Genomic DNA, 15839 nt, shown 5'->3' on the forward strand with positions numbered 1-15839 from the left:
CCCTCAGCGGCCTGCCGGATGCCCCATCTCGACGGCCTCGGACATGCGCTGGATCACATCGACAACGCGCCGGGCGTCCTCGCGGATGCGCTTGATCGCGCTCCCCGCGGTATTGGCCAGCGCCACCCCTTCGGCAACCTGGGTCAGGCCGGCGCTCATGTTGGCGGTCACGGCCCGGTTCTCGACCTCGATGGCGGCGACCATGCGGGTGATTTCCTGGGTGGACTTGGCGGTGCGCTCGGCCAGCTTGCGCACCTCGTCCGCCACCACCGCGAAGCCCCGCCCCGACTCGCCGGCCCGCGCCGCCTCGATGGCCGCGTTGAGCGCCAGCAGGTTGGTCTGGTCGGCGATCTCCTTGATGGTGTTGGTGATCGAGGAGATCTCGGCGGTGCGCTGCCCGAAGCTCGCCACCTGGGCCGCGGCATCGTCCACCGCCTGGGCGATGGTCTGGATCTTGGCCACGGTTTCGAGAATGATGGCCTCGCCCTCGGACGAGATCTTCTCGGTCTCGACCGCCGCCTCCGAAGCCATCGCTGCGCTCTCCTGCTCGGCCCGGTAACGCAGCACCTGCCCGGTCACATCGGAGGCGGTCTTGACGATCCGCTCGATCTTGCCATCGAGATCGAAGACCGGGTTGTAGCTCGCCTCCAGCCAGATCGGTTCACCCCGCCGGGTGACCCGGCCAAACTGGCCGCTGATGAAGCGCCCGGACCGCAGGCTGGCCCAGAACGCCGTATATTCGGGGCTCGCCGCGTGGCCGGCCTCGCAGAACATCCGGTGATGCTGGCCCACCACCTCGCCGGCTCCGTAGCCCATCAGGTCGAGGAAGTTGTCGTTGGCCCGCAAAACGGTGCCATCCGGCGTGAACTCGACGACAGCCATCGAGCGCTCGATCGCCTTGACCAGGGCGGTCGTGCGGATCGCCTCCTCGACCTGCTCGGTCACATCGATGGCGAACTTGATGATCCGCGTCACCTTGCCACTGCCCTCATCCAGCACCGGGTTGTAGGTTGCCTCCAGCCAGACCACCCGGCCCGACTGGTGACGGCGCTTGAAGCGCCCGCGAAAATACTGGCCGGCCCGCAGGTCGGCCCAGAACTGCTGGTAAACCGGGGAGCTCACGTAGTCGGGCTCGCACAGGGCCGCGTGCTTCTGGCCCACCAGCGCCCCGGGCGCAAAGCCCATGACGGCGCTGAAGTTGTCGTTGGCGGCCAGCACGACGCCCTCCGGGCTCAGTTCAACCACCGCCGTCGAGCGGTCCAAGGCACGCCGGACGGCAAGCTGCTCTGCGCGCTCCGTCTCAAGTTGCGCCACCCGCTGCTTCCACTCTCCACAAAACATCTTTACTCCCTCGCTCAACGCCGGACCCCGTCGGGGCCGGGCCGGATTTGACTCTCACCTTGAGTGGTTACGGTAAATCCACGGCTTCCTTGACCCTGGACAGGGTGAGGTCGGGCGTTTTCTCGCCGCGCCCCACCCTGGCGTGCCTGGCAACCGGCCCCATGGGGCTAGAATCGTGGCCTTGGGCTGGCAGGCTGCCCCCGCAGGCGCGGCCTTCCGGCAAACCCCTGGCCCCTGGCCCGACACACCATGCCCCCTTGCTTCCGCCCGGCCTGTTTCAAACGCGCGCTGCTCGCCCTGCTCGCGAGCCTCGCGCCCCTGGCCTGGGCCGAACCCTTCAGCGCCTCCGCGCAGATCGTCGCGGGCGACGTGGGCACGGCGCGCTCCGAGGCGGTGCGGGAGATTTTGTGGGAGGCCGGGATGCGCGGGGGCGCCGTGGTGCACAGCCAGTCGGCGCTGATCGGCGGCAGCCTCCACGAAACCACGCTGGTCCGCTCGGCCTTCCGCATCAAGAGGTTTCAGATCCTCCACGAGGAGATCGCCGACGATCGCCTGCGGCTCACCGCCGACATCGAGCAGGAGGAAGCCGCTGCCGCCGGCTGCGCCGCCGCCCTGCCGCTCCAGAATATCGCCTACGCCTGGGAAGGCATCGTCGGCGGGCGGACATCCGACGCCGACGACCAGGCCGGCATGGTTCTCGGCGCCGCGATCGGGCGCGAACTGCGGGCCAGCGCCGCGTCTTATCTGCAAACCCCCGGCGCTCCGCAAGCCGACGCCATCTACCGGATCGGCGCCGCCCTCGAGCTTCCCGGCCATGCTGCGGCCGGCGGGGTGCTGCGGCTGCAGCTGCGGGGCGCCACGGTGGACCGCCTGATAAAGGAAATCCGCCTCCCGGCCGGGCCCTCGCCGCTGGCCCGTCAGGAGGAATCCAACCTCGGCTACGCGCTGCTGCGCCAGTGGGTGCCCACCGCCGCCACCCGGCAGCTGGCCGGCGAAGCGGCAAGGCAGCTCGCCGAGACGGTCCGCTGCCTCCCCGCCTTGCTGCGGATACCGCGCCTGGAGCCGGACGGCGGTTTCAGCCTGACGACGCGCGCCCCGCTGGACCTGGGCCAGCGCGGGCTGGTGCTGTTCTTTGCCGCCTGGCCCGTGGCCGAGGGCGGCACGGTGGATCTGCTGCAGGCCGACGGCTACCTCAAGCCGCAGCAGGTCGATGACCACAGCCTGCGCTTCCCCGGCGGACCACGGCAGCCCGGCAAAAAGTACCCGCTCGGCGGCGGCTACTTGCTCGTCCTGTAGCCCCCGCCCCGCAGCCCGGGCGGCGCCGTCAGCGGATGAAGACGGTGTTGGGCTTGAGCGGCGGCACCACATTGCGCTCGACCACCACCTTCTCGACCGCGCCGCGGTTGGCGTCGCTCAGGATGTAGTTGAGGTCGCGGTTGTTGAGAAAGGCCTGGCCCGACGAGACGATGACCCCGCTGTCGGCCTGGATCAGGCGCGCGTTGATGACGACCCCGTCGCCGTTGCGGGCAACCGTGCCGGCCAGAAAGTAATGGATGTTGTGGTTGCGGCGCAGCTCGGCCACGTCGCGGCTGAACACGAAATCACCATTGCTGCGCACCTTGACGTGGTCCCGGGCCTTGAAGTCGACCACCCCGAAGCCGCGCACGTACATCTCGTGCATCAGGTTCTCGGCCAGCGTCATGCCCAGCCTGTCGGTCTCGTCGAGGGACGTCATGTTGACGAAGGACGCCACCGCGATGCGGCTGTCGGAGACGTTCTTGATGTCCCGGTTGCGCGCCAGCTGGGTGGCCAGGAAGCTGCTGACCTGGTTGAGGGTGTTCGACGCCGAACCCCCGCCGATCTGCACCGTGGCCGGAAACACCGGGAAGTCGGCCAGCGCGTTGGAACACAGCAGGGCGGCGCCCAGCGCCAGAATGATCTTTCTCATGCTCGTTCTCCTTGTTTATCGCGCGCAGGCGCTGTCGGCACGAACCGAAACCTGGAAGCGGGAGCACACCTGGCACGGCGACACCTGGGTGACGTCCTGGACGTTGCGGGTGCACTCGGCGACGGGCCGGTCTACATAGACGACCTCTTTCGGGGCGCCGCAGCAGTCTTGCTGCGTGGCAACCGTGCTGCAGCCGGACAACAGCGCGGAGAGCAAGAGGGCGGTGGTCAGGATTTTCATGTTGTTTTTTCCTTTACGATGGATTCGAGGCCCCGGACTGCACCAGCTCGCCCGGGGCAGGTCAGTCAATACCGGACGTCGAGCTCGGCGACGGCCTGGTAGATCCCGGGTTCCACGGGCTCGACCCGGATGAAGCGGACGCCCTTCAGCGTCGCGCCCGACTCCACCACGATGCTGTCCGTGCCCATCTCGGATTTCTCCGACTGGCTGCGCGACTGCAGCGTGACACCGTGGGCCTGCTCGGCCAACGAGCGGATGGCCTCGAGTTTGGCGGCACGGATGGCGGCGAGCTGCTTCAGGTTGTGCGGGCGTTCGTCATCCGGCCGCACGGCGGCAAGGCCCACGCCGGTGATCCGGACACAGCGCTCGTCCGCCCAGCACGGCCCATCGGCCACCGCATTACCCACCAACAGCGCCGCCGACAAACCCAGCATCAAAAGTCGAAAGTTCATATGCGTACAGCAGAACCCAGATGCATGGGTTTCGGCATATATCCGTCGATCTTGAGGTTTTTAATGTATTTAATGTTTTTTGTGGGCCATCGCAGCCTTTGATGGCTGGCGCGATGCAAGGGATGCCCTGGCGATCACCGGAATCCTCCAGACATGCCAGGACACAGGCCTGCGCCGCAGCAGGCCCGGGGCTCAATCAAGGGCAAGCGCTCGAAAGCGCGCAAGGGGTAGCGATCGCTTCGATGGGGCCAGGCCGGTGGCACCAGGTGCAGATCAGCGCGGGAGGTGACGCTTCAACCAGCCGACAACCTCATGCAGCTCGTCGTCCTCCTGGACCTGCGCAGCAAAAGCCTTGCAGATCGCCTCATCCACCAGCACACGCTCCGCCAGCACCAGAAAATCCGCCAGCCTCGAAGGGTCGTGGAGCAGCCTGACGGCAAGCCGGAAAGCCAGCCGGCTCGGCACGCAGTACCAGATGTCGTAGTACAGATCGACGAGCCCCGCACACGGAACAACCGGCAGCAAGGCGGCAAGCTGCGGCAGGAACTCGGGGTCCGGCCCGTAGCTGAGGAGGTTGTCCAGCTCGGCGCGGACAGCGGGCGGCTGATCGTCCAGCCAGGCGGTAGTGGAAGCGGTCATGATGGGTGGAGTGAAGGTGGCCGGGCGCAAGGATACCGGGGCTTGCGGGCGGGATCTCGATTGCGGCCGTTGGCGCAGCAGCCTGACGACCAGTTAGGGGAACTCGCCAAGCCGCTGGAAGTTTTTGGCGCTGCGCTTATCTACACGATCCGCCCCCAGGGCATGCGCACCTATCTGGACCTGCACGGCCAGACCGCCAAGGTTCGCGCCAACCGGGAGTGCGCCCTGCTGTCCCATATCTTCAACCAGGCGCGGGCATGGGGTTACACCGACGCCCCGAACCCCTGCGCGGGCATCAAGGGTCACAAGGAAACCGGGCGTGACCGCTACGTGGAAGACGACGAATTCAGGGCAGTTTGGGAGAAAGGGCATTACACCCTGCAGGATGCGATGGATCTGGCCCTACTGACGGGCCAGCGCCCCGCCGACGTGCTCAAGCTGACCCGCGCCGACATCCGGGACGGCGCGCTGCACCTCAAGCAGAACAAGACAGGGCAGAAACTCGCCATCGAGATCACAGGGGAGCTTGCCCAAGTGATCGAGCGGACACCAGCCGGCCGGCGAAGATCAAGGGCGCCTGGCTGATTCAGGACGAGAGCGGTCAGCCTCTCACCTACTGGATGCTGCGGAATCGGTTTGACGAGGCCAGGGAAGCCGCTGGGGCAACTTTTCAGTTTCGGGATATTCGGGCCAAGGCGGCAACGGATACAGGCGACCTTGGACACGCTCAGAAACTACTAGGGCACAAAACGCGGGACATGACAGAGCACTACACACGCAGTCGACGGGGTGAAAAAGTTAAACCGTTGAGATGAAGGGCGCTATACGCCCTTCTCCGACATCTATGATCGATAGCCCAATAACCGGAGTTCGTTTGAACTCGGCTAGTTAGCTGGTGCTCAGGCACCATTCGCGTCTTGTTACCCGGTAGAGGGCTGACCAACATAGCCCAACCCCAAAAGCTCGCCAAATCGAAAACCACGTTCAACTATTCGATGTTACGAACCAACCTCTGTATGTTCGGAACTTGCTTATCAAGTTGACTTTGGTTCACGACAATCGACTTTCCAGCCACGTTGGCACGGCCCGATGGGAGAACAGAGATTGGAACGCCTCGTGCTCCGGATACGACCGATGCCGTATTCGCGTCATTAACCTCGTACTGAAACATTGCTTTAAAGGTCCGTTTGTTCGTCGGAGCCGGGGCGCCATTTGGATGAAGGCAGAATACATTTGGTTTGGTCTGCCAGACACCCCAGACCTCATCGCCAATTTCATCCACAACAGTCTTGAATGCCGATGCTGAAGAATTATTCATTTGCGTCAACCTATTCCCGATATACATATATATCTCTGGAACTCGCATCCGAAACTGGTTGTTGTTAATCACAAACTCTGAGAGCGGGTCGGTTGGCAAGCGACGCACGCCGTAAACAAGCGACAGGACCGCTTTTACAGCACGCTTTGACGAACCATCTGCTGAGAACGGGATAAGCAATCGCTCTGCCGCGCTTAACGCCAATTCCGTGTAAATCGAGAAACTCGGATTGCAGTCAATGAACACACACGAATCTTCATGATTCCAGTGCGTCAAAATGTCCTCAATCAAGTCTGCAACCCACAAGTGCACAATTCGCCACGCCTCTTGAGGACCAGGTCTCGTCGCATTCGCAACGCGCGATGCTTGAGTTTCGAGTTGCTCGTCCCCAACAACCAAAAATAGGTTATCTGGCACTGCAGGATTGTAGTTATTTACTTGCGTAAGATAGGTAGAGCCCGTGCCCGGCGACTGATAGGGACTTGCAATCCGATCTTCAAGGTAGCCAGAAATCGTGACTCTACGTGTCTGCGAATGGATGGCATTCAATCGAGTTTCGCCCTCAACCATGCCGCCGAGCAGCATAGATGAGGAGTTCGCCTGAGGACACATGTCTACAACGAGAACCTTCTTCCCTGGGTTCTGCCGCGCATATTCGCAGGCAACTTGAAAGGTTAGGTAACTCTTACCCACCCCGCCTTTATTGTTCCAAATTGCGTAAATAGCCATGTCTATCAAGCCTCCTTTTGTTAGTCCAGATGCTACAGGAACCCAGACGCCTACTGTTAAGCAGTTGACGCTCAGGACACTTCAGAGCTCAACGTGTAGTGATTGGGCAACAACCTTTAGCGCGCGTAGGCACCTTCGGATAGTTTCTAGGCTAGCCGCCTTTACCTTGGCCCGTCCAAGCAATAGCAGCCAGCAAACGCGCAAAGACGAAGACCGCCATGGCTGATTACGACGCATAGACGGGGGTTGATGCAAGCACCACCGGCAGCCCTGATCATGAAAAAGACCTCAGCCATGGGAGGCAGCTTTTGTAGAAAACAAGCCAAAAATGTAGAAAAGCCGCTTCGCGCACAAAGTGCGGGAAGCGGCTTAGAATCTGGTGGCCAGTCGCGGAATCGAACCACGGACACGCGGATTTTCAATCCGCTGCTCTACCAACTGAGCTAACTGGCCTTCGAGAGCACGCATAATAGACAATCCTGAGGCGCGTGTCAAACAAAATCGTAATCTTTTTGCCTTTTTTCCCGCAGCAAGTGGCTCAGGTGGGCGGGAACTGCCGGGACGAGGGGCGGGATAGGGCGATCTGGAGGCGTGAGGCCTCTTCTTCCTGGGCGACGCGGCTGCGGGGGAAGACGACCTGGGCGATGGTGCCCTTGCCGCTGGGGTTGGGGTTGAGGCTGACCTTGGCGCGGTGGAGTTCGGCGATCTCGCGGACGATCGGCAGGCCGAGGCCGGAGCCGCTCTCGGCGCTGCCCAGCACGCGGTAGAAGCGCTCGAAGACGCGCTCGCGGTCGGCTTCGGGCACGCCGATGCCGGTATCCTCGACTTCGACGATGGCGTGGTCGGTGGCGATGGTGCGCACGGTGACGCAACCGCCTTCGGGTGTGTATTTGATGGCGTTGTCGATGAGGTTCTTGAGGAGCTCGGCGAGGAGCACCGGGTTGCCGTCGATGATCAGGGCCTCTTCGGCGGTTTCGAGGCCGAAGTCGATGTGCTTCTGGCGAGCGCGGGGCACGAAGTCGCTGAGCATGGTGCGCAGCAGGTTTTCCAGGTCAACCCGCTCGACGGCGTAGATCTTTTCGTAGCTGGCCTCGGCGCGGGCCAGGGACAGCAGCTGGTTGATCAGGTGGCTGGCGCGCTCGGCGCTTTCGGAGATCTGCTTGAGGGAGCGGTGAACCTGCTCGGGGTCGGCCTCCATCAGCGCCAGGTCGGTCTGCATTCGCAGGCCGGTGAGCGGGGTGCGCATCTGGTGGGCGGCGTCGGCGATGAAGCGTTGCTGGGCCTGCAGGTTTTCTTCGAGGCGGGCCATCATGTCGTTGAAGGCGATGATGAGCGGCCGCACTTCTTCGGGCACCCCCGAGACCGAGATGGGCGACAGGTCGGACGGGCGGCGGCGGCGGATGTAGCTCTGCAGGTGGTTGAGGGGCGCGATGCCGCGGGTGAGGCCGAGCCAGACGAGGATCACCGCAATCGGGATGATCGCAAACTGCGGCAGCAGCACGCCGGTGACGACCCGGGAGGCCAGGGTGCTGCGCTTGTTGCGGGTTTCGGCGACCTGCAGCAGCACGAAGCGGCCGCGGGCGCCATCGGGCGGCTGCAGAAACTGGTAGGCGACGCGGACGTCTTCACCAGCGATCTGTTCGTCGCGGAACATCACCAGGTCGGGCTCGACGCTGTCGGGCGGGGTGACGGGCGGAATGTCCTTGTCGCCGACGAGGAGCTCACCCTTCAGGCCGATCACCTGGTAGTACACGGTGTCGTCTTCGTCGGCGCGCAGGATGAGGCGGGCCGGCGCCGGGAAATTGAGTTTGGCCTGGTTGGCCTCGACCTTCACGAGCCGGGCGATGGCCCGCACATTCACTGCCAGCGCCTGATCGTAGGGCTGGTTGGCGATGCTGTTGGCGACGTTGTGGGTGACGATGATGGAGATCGGCCACAAAAACAGCAGTGGCGCGAGCATCCAGTCGAGGATCTCGCCGAAGAGCGAGTTGAAGGCCTTGCCATCGGCGCCGGGCGCGTCGGTCGCCTTGCGCCGCCTAGGCGACCACATCCGGTTTTTCCAGGCAATACCCGAGGCCACGCACGGTGACGATCTGTACGCCGCTGTGCTCGAGCTTCTTGCGCAGGCGGTGGACGTAGACTTCGATGGCGTTGTTGGAGACTTCCTCGCCCCAGCCGCACAGGTGGTCGACGAGCTGCTCCTTGCTCACCAGACGCCCGGCGCGCAGCAGCAGGACTTCGAGCAGGCCGACCTCCCGCGCCGAGAGGTCCACCACCTGGCCGTCGATCTTGACGACGCGGTCGGCCTGGTCGTAGGACAGCCGGGCGAACTCGATGCAGCGGGCCTGGCCGGTGCCACGGCGGGTGAGCGCCCGCACGCGGGCTTCGAGCTCGGGCAGCGCAAAGGGCTTGGTGAGATAGTCGTCGGCACCGGCGTCGAGGCCGCGGACACGATCCTCGATGCCGTCCTGGGCGGTAAGGATGAGCACCGGCATCGCGCACTTGCGGGCCCGCAGGCGGCGCAGCACCTCGATGCCCGACAGCCTGGGCAAGCCGAGGTCGAGGATCAGCAGATCGAAGCTCTGGCCCAGCAGCGCGGCATCGGCGTCGGCACCGTTGGGGACGTGATCGACGGCGTAGCCGGCCTTCTTGAGCGCCCGGCCCAGGCCATCGGCGATGATCAGATCATCTTCGGCCAGCAGTATCCGCATGGCGTACCACCCAAAGCAGAAGTGTAAGTTTTAAGTAAGCGGAGCGCAGCACACTGGAATGGCTGTTCTCCTTTACTCGGTCTTGGAGGCGCTCGCGCCTCGGGGGATTGGACCGCCCGACGGGCCTCTCCCCCGCCGTTTTTTTGGGCCACGGGCAGCCTCGCCCGGCTGGCAATCTGCCGGCGAACCCCGCACAACAAGCACCGGCACCGACAGGCTTGCCGGCACGCTCCAGCGGTTTCAACCGCCACTCTCAAGCCAGTAACCCGCACACCCGGCCAATTGCGCCGGGCGCAGGTCGTTGACGCTCCCAATCAATCGCGGCCGAGTCTAGCACAGGGCCGGCCGCCCCACGCCGGGGCGATGGACAAACAAAACCCCGGTCAGCCAGAGGCTGCCGGGGTTTTTGCCATGCGGCCGGGTCGCAAGACCCGGCCGCAGCGGATGGTGCTTAGTGGCCGGACGCGCCAGCCGCGCCGATACCGGTTTCGGAGCGGATCAGCTGGGCGGCGAAGTCGGCACGTTCCTGCTGGGCGTTCGGGCTGCGGTCGAGCAGCGAGAAGATCCAGATACCCACGAAGCCGATGGTCATGGAAAACAGGGCCGGCGAGGTGTAGGGGAACGGAGCGCTGCCCTTCGGGTTGCCAAGGGTGGCGACCCACACCGAGTCGGACAGGACGGTCATCACCACGGCGCTGATCAGGCCGAGGAAGCCACCGATAACGGCACCCTTGGTGGTGCAGTCCTTCCACAGCACGCTCATGAAGAGCACCGGGAAGTTGGCGGAAGCGGCGATGGCGAAGGCCAGGGACACCATGAAGGCGATGTTCTGCTTTTCGAAGGCGATACCCAGGACAACCGCGATCACGCCCAGCACGATGGTGGTGATACGGGAGACGCGCAGCTCGGCGGCGGAGTCGGCATTACCCTTCTTGAACACCGTGGCGTACAAGTCGTGGGACACGGCAGACGCGCCGGACAGGGTCAGACCAGCAACCACGGCCAGGATGGTGGCGAAGGCAACCGCGGAGATGAAGCCGAGGAAGACGTTGCCGCCAACAGCGTTGGCCAGGTGGATAGCCGCCATGTTGCCGCCGCCCTTCAGAACGCCCTTGGCATCCAGGAAGGTCGGATCGGTCAGCACGAAGGTGATGGCGCCGAAGCCGATGATGAAGGTCAGGATGTAGAAGTAGCCGATCCAGACGGTGGCCCAGCCCACGGACTTGCGAGCTTCCTTGGCATCCGGCACGGTGAAGAAGCGCATCAGGATGTGCGGGAGGCCGGCGGTACCGAACATCAGCGCCATGCCGAAGGAGATCGCGGAGATCGGATCCTTCACGAAGTTGCCCGGGCCCATGATGGAGTCGCCCTTGGCGGCAGCCATCGCGGCGGTCACTTCAGCCACGTCCTTGCCGGAAGCAGCGGCCGCGGCGGCGGCATCGGCGATCAGCTTGGCATCCTTGGCGGCGAGGGCAGACTTGATCTCGACGGCCTTGGCGAACATCGCCTCGGGGCTGAAACCAAACTTGACCAGCACCATGAAGGCCATGAAGGAGGCACCGCACAGCAGCAGCACGGCCTTGATGATCTGCACCCAGGTGGTGGCGGTCATGCCACCGAAGAGCACGTAAACCATCATCAGCGCGCCGACGATCACGACGGCCATCCAGTACTCGAGGCCGAACAGCAGCTTGATCAGCTGACCGGCACCGACCATCTGGGCGATGAGGTAGAAGGCCACCACGACCAGCGTGCCGGAGGCAGCGAAGGCGCGGATCGGGGTCTGCTGGAAGCGGTAACCGGCCACGTCGGCAAAGGTGAACTTGCCGAGGTTGCGCAGGCGCTCTGCCATCAGGAAGGTGATGATCGGCCAGCCGACGAGGAAGCCGATCGCATAGATCAGGCCGTCGTAGCCGTTGGCCATAACAGCAGCCGAAATACCCAGGAAGGACGCGGCGGACATGTAGTCACCGGCGATCGCCAGGCCGTTCTGGAAGCCGGTGATGCCACCGCCGGCGGTGTAGAAGTCGGCAGCCGACTTGGTCTTGGAGGCGGCCCACTTGGTGATGTACATCGTGCCGGCAACGAAAATGCCGAACATGGCGATGGCGGTCCAGTTGGTGGCCTGCTTTTCGGCCTGGCCGAGGTCGGCGCCGGCGGCCAGGGCAACGCCGGAGGCCAGCAAGGCCAGCAGGCCGAGGAAGAGCTTGGAAGTGCGCATCACTTGGTGGCCTCCTTGATGACTTGTTCCTTCAGCGCGTCGAACTCGGTGTTGGCCCGACGGATGTAGATGCCGGTGATGATGATGGTGAACACGATCACACCAACGCCGATGGGGATACCGTAGGAGGTGACACCTGCACCCGTCTTCTGGGCCAGGAACTCTTTATTGAAGGCCACCAGCACGATGTAGCCGTAGTACACGAGCAGCATGAGGATGGTCATCACCCAGCTGTACGAATTGCGCTTTGAGACCAGCTCCTGGTACTTCGGATTTGCCCGGATGCGGTCGCCGAGTTCGTCTCTCATATCTCTCCTCCTCTTCGAATGAACCTCGCAAGGGGCCGGCAGGCTCCTCTGAGGGTGAGTGCAAGTTACCGGGGCAGTCTTACGGTGAACTTACGTTTGATTACAGCTCAGGTTGGACTTCGAAAAACCAGGCTAAGTGTGCAGCGCACAAAAAGAAAAACCCCGCGCGAGGGGAGTCGCGCGGGGTTTTCGGTGAAGCGGGAAAGCCTCCCGAGGGAGGCTCCGGGCAGCGGATTACATCCCCATGCCCATGCCGCCCATACCACCCATGCCGCCCATGTCGGGCATGCCGCCGGCCGGCTTGTCTTCAGCCAGTTCGGCAACCATGCAGTCGGTGGTCAGCATCAGGCCGGCCACGGAGGCGGCGTTCTGCAGCGCGGTGCGGGTCACCTTGGTGGGGTCGAGGACGCCCATTTCGACCATGTCGCCGTACACATCGGTGGCGGCGTTGTAGCCGAAGTTGCCGGAGCCTTCGGTGACCTTGTTGACCACCACGGAAGCTTCGGCGCCGGCGTTGGCGACGATTTCGCGCAGGGGCTGCTCCATCGCGCGCAGCACGATCTTGATGCCGGCGTCCTGGTCGTGGTTGTCGCCGGTCAGGCCGGTCAGGTTGGCGCGGGCACGCAGCAGGGCCACGCCGCCGCCGGGGACGATGCCTTCTTCAACGGCGGCACGGGTGGCGTGCAGCGCGTCTTCGACGCGGGCCTTCTTTTCCTTCATCTCGACTTCGGTGGCAGCGCCAACCTTGATCACGGCAACACCGCCGGCCAGCTTGGCCACGCGCTCCTGCAGCTTTTCACGGTCGTAGTCGGAGGTGGCTTCCTCGATCTGCACGCGGATCTGCTTGACGCGGGCTTCGATGCGCTCGGCAATGCCGGCGCCGTCGATGAGGGTGGTGTTTTCCTTGCCCACTTCGATGCGCTTGGCCTGGCCCAGATCTTCCAGGGTGGCCTTCTCGAGGGTCAGGCCGACTTCTTCGGCGATCACCTGGCCGCCGGTCAGCACGGCGATGTCTTCGAGCATGGCCTTGCGACGGTCGCCGAAGCCCGGGGCCTTGACGGCGCAGGTCTTGAGGATGCCGCGGATGTTGTTGACCACCAGGGTGGCCAGGGCTTCGCCATCGACGTCTTCGGCGATGATCAGCAGCGGACGGCCGGCCTTGGCGACTTGCTCGAGCACCGGCAGCAGGTCACGGATGTTGGAGATCTTCTTGTCGAAGAGCAGCACGAACGGGTTGTCGAGGATGGCAACCTGCTTGTCCGGGTTGTTGATGAAGTACGGGGACAGGTAGCCGCGGTCGAACTGCATGCCTTCGACGACGTCGAGCTCGTTGGCCAGGGACTTGCCGTCCTCAACGGTGATCACGCCTTCCTTGCCGACCTTTTCCATCGCGTTGGCGATGATGTCGCCGATGGAGGAATCGGAGTTGGCGGAGATGGAGCCGACCTGGGCGATTTCCTTGTTGGTCGAGCAGGGCTTGGAGAGCTTCTTCAGCTCTTCGATGGTGGCCACGACAGCCTTGTCGATGCCGCGCTTCAGGTCCATCGGGTTCATGCCGGCGGCGACGAACTTCATGCCTTCGCGGACGATGGACTGGGCCAGCACGGTGGCGGTGGTGGTGCCGTCGCCAGCGATGTCGGAGGTCTTGGAAGCGACTTCCTTGACCATCTGGGCGCCCATGTTGGCGAACTTGTCCTTCAGCTCGATTTCCTTGGCCACGGACACACCGTCCTTGGTCACGGTCGGGGCGCCGAAGGAGCGCTCGAGCACAACGTTGCGGCCCTTCGGGCCCAGGGTCACCTTGACCGCATCGGCCAGGACGTTGATGCCTTCAACCATGCGGGAACGAGCGGAATCGCCGAACTTGACTTCTTTAGCAGCCATTTATCAATCCTCAGTAGTGTCTTTTACGTGGGTCGGGCCGGGGCCCGACGGGCGCTGCAGGGGGCTGTGCCCGCGCTGCAGCCTGGGGTGCGAGGCTCAGGCCTCGAGCACGCCCATGATGTCTTCTTCACGCATGACCAGGACTTCCTGGCCATCGACCTTGACGGTCTGGCCGGCGTACTTGCCGAACAGCACGCGATCGCCGACCTTCACATCCATCTTGCGGACGTCGCCGTTCTCAAGAACCTTGCCGTTGCCGACGGCCAGCACTTCGCCCTGATCGGGCTTCTCGCCGGCGGAGTCGGGGATGACGATACCGCTGGAGGTGGTGCGCTCGGCTTCAACGCGCTTGACGATCACGCGATCATGCAAGGGACGGATTTTCATGTAGCAATCTCCTACTGGTTTCGTTCCGGGCCTCAGGCCCGCTGAAAAAACATTTGGACAACAAGTGTTTAGCGATTTGCACGGGGAGGCTGTTAGCACTCCCCTGCGTCGAGTGCTAATAATAGGGGCGGGGTCGGCGCATTTCAAGTGCGCCCACCGGGATTTTTTTCAGAAGGTTTCGCAAGCCTGCCGGCGCGGCAGGCAGCCGCCCAAGGAAACGCGAGGCCGCTCCAGGTTTCCTTGACCCCACCGGGGCTGGACTCTGCCCCGTCAGGCCTCAGCACTCGACCACATTCACCGCGAGGCCGCCGCGGGCGGTCTCCTTGTACTTCAGTTTCATGTCGGCGCCGGTGTCGCGCATCGTCTTGATGACCTTGTCGAGGGACACGAAGTGCCGGCCATCACCGCGCAAGGCCATGCGCGCCGCGTTGATGGCCTTGATCGCGCCCATCGCGTTGCGCTCGATGCACGGCACCTGCACCAGCCCGCCGACCGGGTCGCAGGTGAGCCCGAGGTTGTGCTCCATGCCGATCTCGGCGGCGTTCTCGACCTGCTCGGGCGTGCCGCCCAGCACCTCGGCCAGCGCCCCGGCCGCCATCGAGCAGGCGACGCCCACCTCGCCCTGGCAGCCGACCTCGGCACCCGAGATCGACGCGTTCTCCTTGTAAAGAATGCCGATCGCGCCGGCTATGAGCAGGAAACGCACCACGCCCTCCTCGCTCGCCCCGGCACAGAAGCGGGTGTAGTAATGCAGCACCGCCGGCACGATGCCGGCCGCGCCGTTGGTCGGCGCGGTGACGACCCGGCCGCCGCTGGCGTTCTCTTCGTTGACCGCCAGCGCGTAGAGGTTCACCCAGTCGAGCACCGTCAGCGGGTCGCGCAGGGCCGCCTCGGGCGTGCTGGAGAGCTGGCGGTACAGCGCGGCAGCGCGGCGGCGCACGTGCAGGCCGCCGGGCATCACGCCTTCCTGCTCGCAGCCGCGGCGCACGCAGGCCTGCATTACACCCCAGATGTCGAGCAGGCCCGCGCGGGTGTCGGCGTCGCTGCGCCAGGCCCGCTCGTTCTCCAGCATCAACTGGCTGATGGCAAGGCCCGTCCGGCGGCAGTTTGCGAGGAGCTCCGCCCCGCTCCTGAACGGGTGGGCCAGCGGCCGCGTGTCGGCGACGATGCGATCCGCCCCCGCCGCGCGCTCATCGACAACGAAACCGCCCCCGACCGAGTAATACAGCTTCTCGCACAGCAGCGCCCCGGCGGCGTCGAAGGCCGCCAGACGCATCCCGTTGGGGTGGTAGGGCAGCGACTGGCGGCGGTGCAGCACCAGGTGCTCGCGCTCGACGAAGCGCACCGGCTGCACGCCGGCGAGGCGGATGCAGTGCTCGCCACGGATGCGCGCGAGCCGGGCGTCGATCTGCTCGGGGTCGACCCGCTCCGGCGCCTCGCCTTCAAGGCCCAGCAGCACCGCCTTGTCGCTGCCGTGCCCCTTGCCGGTGGCGCCGAGGGAGCCGAACAGCTCGGCCTTCACCCCGGCCACCTGGCCGAGCAGGCCCTCGTCGCGGAGCCCGGACACGAAAAGCAGGGCCGCCCGCATCGGCCCCACAGTGTGGGACGACGAGGGGCCGATACCGACCTTGAACAGATCGAGAACGCTGATTGCCATGATT

At 64.3% G+C, this 15839-nt stretch carries 15 protein-coding genes, 1 tRNA gene and 1 pseudogene; 2 read left to right on the top strand and 15 right to left on the bottom strand.

What is annotated here, in order from left to right:
* Window positions 1–3: 3 nt before the first annotated feature.
* Window positions 4–531 carry a methyl-accepting chemotaxis protein gene (locus ZRA01_RS21350; protein ID WP_246093321.1) on the bottom strand — a complete coding sequence of 176 codons (528 nt, stop codon included), beginning with the start codon at window positions 529–531 and terminating at the stop codon, window positions 4–6.
* A gap of 48 nt (window positions 532–579) precedes the next feature.
* Window positions 580–1341 (bottom strand): annotated as a pseudogene (locus ZRA01_RS21355) (PAS domain-containing protein); the annotation flags it as partial.
* Between the two features lie 249 nt (window positions 1342–1590).
* On the opposite strand from ZRA01_RS21355, the gene ZRA01_RS06315 reads away from it, so the two are divergent.
* Window positions 1591–2637, top strand: a complete 1047-nt coding sequence (locus ZRA01_RS06315) for a hypothetical protein (protein ID WP_141350377.1) — start codon at window positions 1591–1593, stop codon at window positions 2635–2637.
* A gap of 28 nt (window positions 2638–2665) precedes the next feature.
* Here the strand turns inward: ZRA01_RS06315 and ZRA01_RS06320 are convergent, their stop codons facing one another.
* The 4 genes from ZRA01_RS06320 to ZRA01_RS06335 form a co-directional block, all read right to left on the bottom strand.
* Window positions 2666–3289 (bottom strand): FlgO family outer membrane protein, encoded by a 624-nt coding sequence (locus ZRA01_RS06320; RefSeq protein ID WP_141350379.1) that lies wholly within the window; start codon window positions 3287–3289, stop codon window positions 2666–2668.
* Window positions 3290–3304: 15 nt separating this feature from the next.
* Window positions 3305–3529: a hypothetical protein gene (locus ZRA01_RS06325; protein ID WP_141350381.1), complete on the bottom strand. Its 225-nt coding sequence runs from the start codon at window positions 3527–3529 to the stop codon at window positions 3305–3307.
* A 65-nt stretch (window positions 3530–3594) separates the two neighbouring features.
* Window positions 3595–3981 carry an LPP20 family lipoprotein gene (locus tag ZRA01_RS06330; protein ID WP_141350383.1) on the bottom strand — a complete coding sequence of 129 codons (387 nt, stop codon included), beginning with the start codon at window positions 3979–3981 and terminating at the stop codon, window positions 3595–3597.
* Window positions 3982–4254: 273 nt separating this feature from the next.
* A complete protein-coding gene (locus tag ZRA01_RS06335) occupies window positions 4255–4620 on the bottom strand; it encodes a hypothetical protein (protein ID WP_141350384.1) in 366 nt (121 codons plus the stop codon).
* A gap of 69 nt (window positions 4621–4689) precedes the next feature.
* On the opposite strand from ZRA01_RS06335, the gene ZRA01_RS20970 reads away from it, so the two are divergent.
* Window positions 4690–5205 carry a site-specific integrase gene (locus ZRA01_RS20970; protein ID WP_246093297.1) on the top strand — a complete coding sequence of 172 codons (516 nt, stop codon included), beginning with the start codon at window positions 4690–4692 and terminating at the stop codon, window positions 5203–5205.
* A 403-nt stretch (window positions 5206–5608) separates the two neighbouring features.
* Here the strand turns inward: ZRA01_RS20970 and ZRA01_RS06345 are convergent, their stop codons facing one another.
* The 9 genes from ZRA01_RS06345 to ZRA01_RS06385 form a co-directional block, all read right to left on the bottom strand.
* On the bottom strand, window positions 5609–6667 hold the full coding sequence (locus ZRA01_RS06345) for a ParA family protein (protein ID WP_141350386.1): 1059 nt from the start codon (window positions 6665–6667) through the stop codon (window positions 5609–5611).
* Window positions 6668–7044: 377 nt separating this feature from the next.
* Window positions 7045–7120: transfer RNA gene (locus ZRA01_RS06350), tRNA-Phe, on the bottom strand.
* Between the two features lie 85 nt (window positions 7121–7205).
* Window positions 7206–8717 (bottom strand): sensor histidine kinase, encoded by a 1512-nt coding sequence (locus ZRA01_RS06355; protein WP_141350388.1) that lies wholly within the window; start codon window positions 8715–8717, stop codon window positions 7206–7208.
* Complete coding sequence (locus ZRA01_RS06360; protein WP_141350390.1) at window positions 8704–9378, bottom strand: response regulator transcription factor; 675 nt, start codon at window positions 9376–9378, stop codon at window positions 8704–8706. The genes ZRA01_RS06355 and ZRA01_RS06360 overlap by 14 nt, the downstream gene beginning before the upstream one ends.
* A 451-nt stretch (window positions 9379–9829) precedes the next feature.
* Entirely contained in the window at window positions 9830–11599 is a 1770-nt protein-coding gene (locus ZRA01_RS06365; RefSeq protein ID WP_141350472.1) for a cation acetate symporter, read from the bottom strand.
* Window positions 11599–11907, bottom strand: coding sequence for a DUF485 domain-containing protein (locus ZRA01_RS06370; protein ID WP_141350391.1), 309 nt, complete (start codon window positions 11905–11907; stop codon window positions 11599–11601). Before ZRA01_RS06370 ends, ZRA01_RS06365 begins: the two co-directional genes overlap by 1 nt.
* Before the next feature lie 234 nt (window positions 11908–12141).
* Window positions 12142–13791, bottom strand: a complete 1650-nt coding sequence (groL, locus tag ZRA01_RS06375) for a chaperonin GroEL (RefSeq protein ID WP_141350393.1) — start codon at window positions 13789–13791, stop codon at window positions 12142–12144.
* 96 nt (window positions 13792–13887) lie between these two features.
* Window positions 13888–14178: a co-chaperone GroES gene (gene groES, locus ZRA01_RS06380; protein ID WP_141350395.1), complete on the bottom strand. Its 291-nt coding sequence runs from the start codon at window positions 14176–14178 to the stop codon at window positions 13888–13890.
* Between the two features lie 277 nt (window positions 14179–14455).
* Window positions 14456–15835: an L-serine ammonia-lyase gene (locus ZRA01_RS06385; protein ID WP_141350397.1), complete on the bottom strand. Its 1380-nt coding sequence runs from the start codon at window positions 15833–15835 to the stop codon at window positions 14456–14458.
* Window positions 15836–15839 lie beyond the last annotated feature (4 nt).

This window comes from Zoogloea ramigera, from assembly GCF_006539865.1.
Taxonomy (GTDB): domain Bacteria; phylum Pseudomonadota; class Gammaproteobacteria; order Burkholderiales; family Rhodocyclaceae; genus Zoogloea; species Zoogloea ramigera.

Bases quoted from the DNA above. Each gene is read 5' to 3' on its own strand.
- ZRA01_RS21350 (WP_246093321.1), bottom strand. From the start codon at position 531: ATGGCTTCGGAGGCGGCGGTCGAGACCGAGAAGATCTCGTCCGAGGGC.
- ZRA01_RS06315 (WP_141350377.1), top strand. From the start codon at position 1,591: ATGCCCCCTTGCTTCCGCCCGGCCTGTTTCAAACGCGCGCTGCTCGCC.
- ZRA01_RS06320 (WP_141350379.1), bottom strand. From the start codon at position 3,289: ATGAGAAAGATCATTCTGGCGCTGGGCGCCGCCCTGCTGTGTTCCAAC.
- ZRA01_RS06325 (WP_141350381.1), bottom strand. From the start codon at position 3,529: ATGAAAATCCTGACCACCGCCCTCTTGCTCTCCGCGCTGTTGTCCGGC.
- ZRA01_RS06330 (WP_141350383.1), bottom strand. From the start codon at position 3,981: ATGAACTTTCGACTTTTGATGCTGGGTTTGTCGGCGGCGCTGTTGGTG.
- ZRA01_RS06335 (WP_141350384.1), bottom strand. From the start codon at position 4,620: ATGACCGCTTCCACTACCGCCTGGCTGGACGATCAGCCGCCCGCTGTC.
- ZRA01_RS06345 (WP_141350386.1), bottom strand. From the start codon at position 6,667: ATGGCTATTTACGCAATTTGGAACAATAAAGGCGGGGTGGGTAAGAGT.
- ZRA01_RS06355 (WP_141350388.1), bottom strand. From the start codon at position 8,717: ATGTGGTCGCCTAGGCGGCGCAAGGCGACCGACGCGCCCGGCGCCGAT.
- ZRA01_RS06360 (WP_141350390.1), bottom strand. From the start codon at position 9,378: ATGCGGATACTGCTGGCCGAAGATGATCTGATCATCGCCGATGGCCTG.
- ZRA01_RS06365 (WP_141350472.1), bottom strand. From the start codon at position 11,599: ATGCGCACTTCCAAGCTCTTCCTCGGCCTGCTGGCCTTGCTGGCCTCC.
- ZRA01_RS06370 (WP_141350391.1), bottom strand. From the start codon at position 11,907: ATGAGAGACGAACTCGGCGACCGCATCCGGGCAAATCCGAAGTACCAG.
- groL (WP_141350393.1), bottom strand. From the start codon at position 13,791: ATGGCTGCTAAAGAAGTCAAGTTCGGCGATTCCGCTCGTTCCCGCATG.
- groES (WP_141350395.1), bottom strand. From the start codon at position 14,178: ATGAAAATCCGTCCCTTGCATGATCGCGTGATCGTCAAGCGCGTTGAA.
- ZRA01_RS06385 (WP_141350397.1), bottom strand. From the start codon at position 15,835: ATGGCAATCAGCGTTCTCGATCTGTTCAAGGTCGGTATCGGCCCCTCG.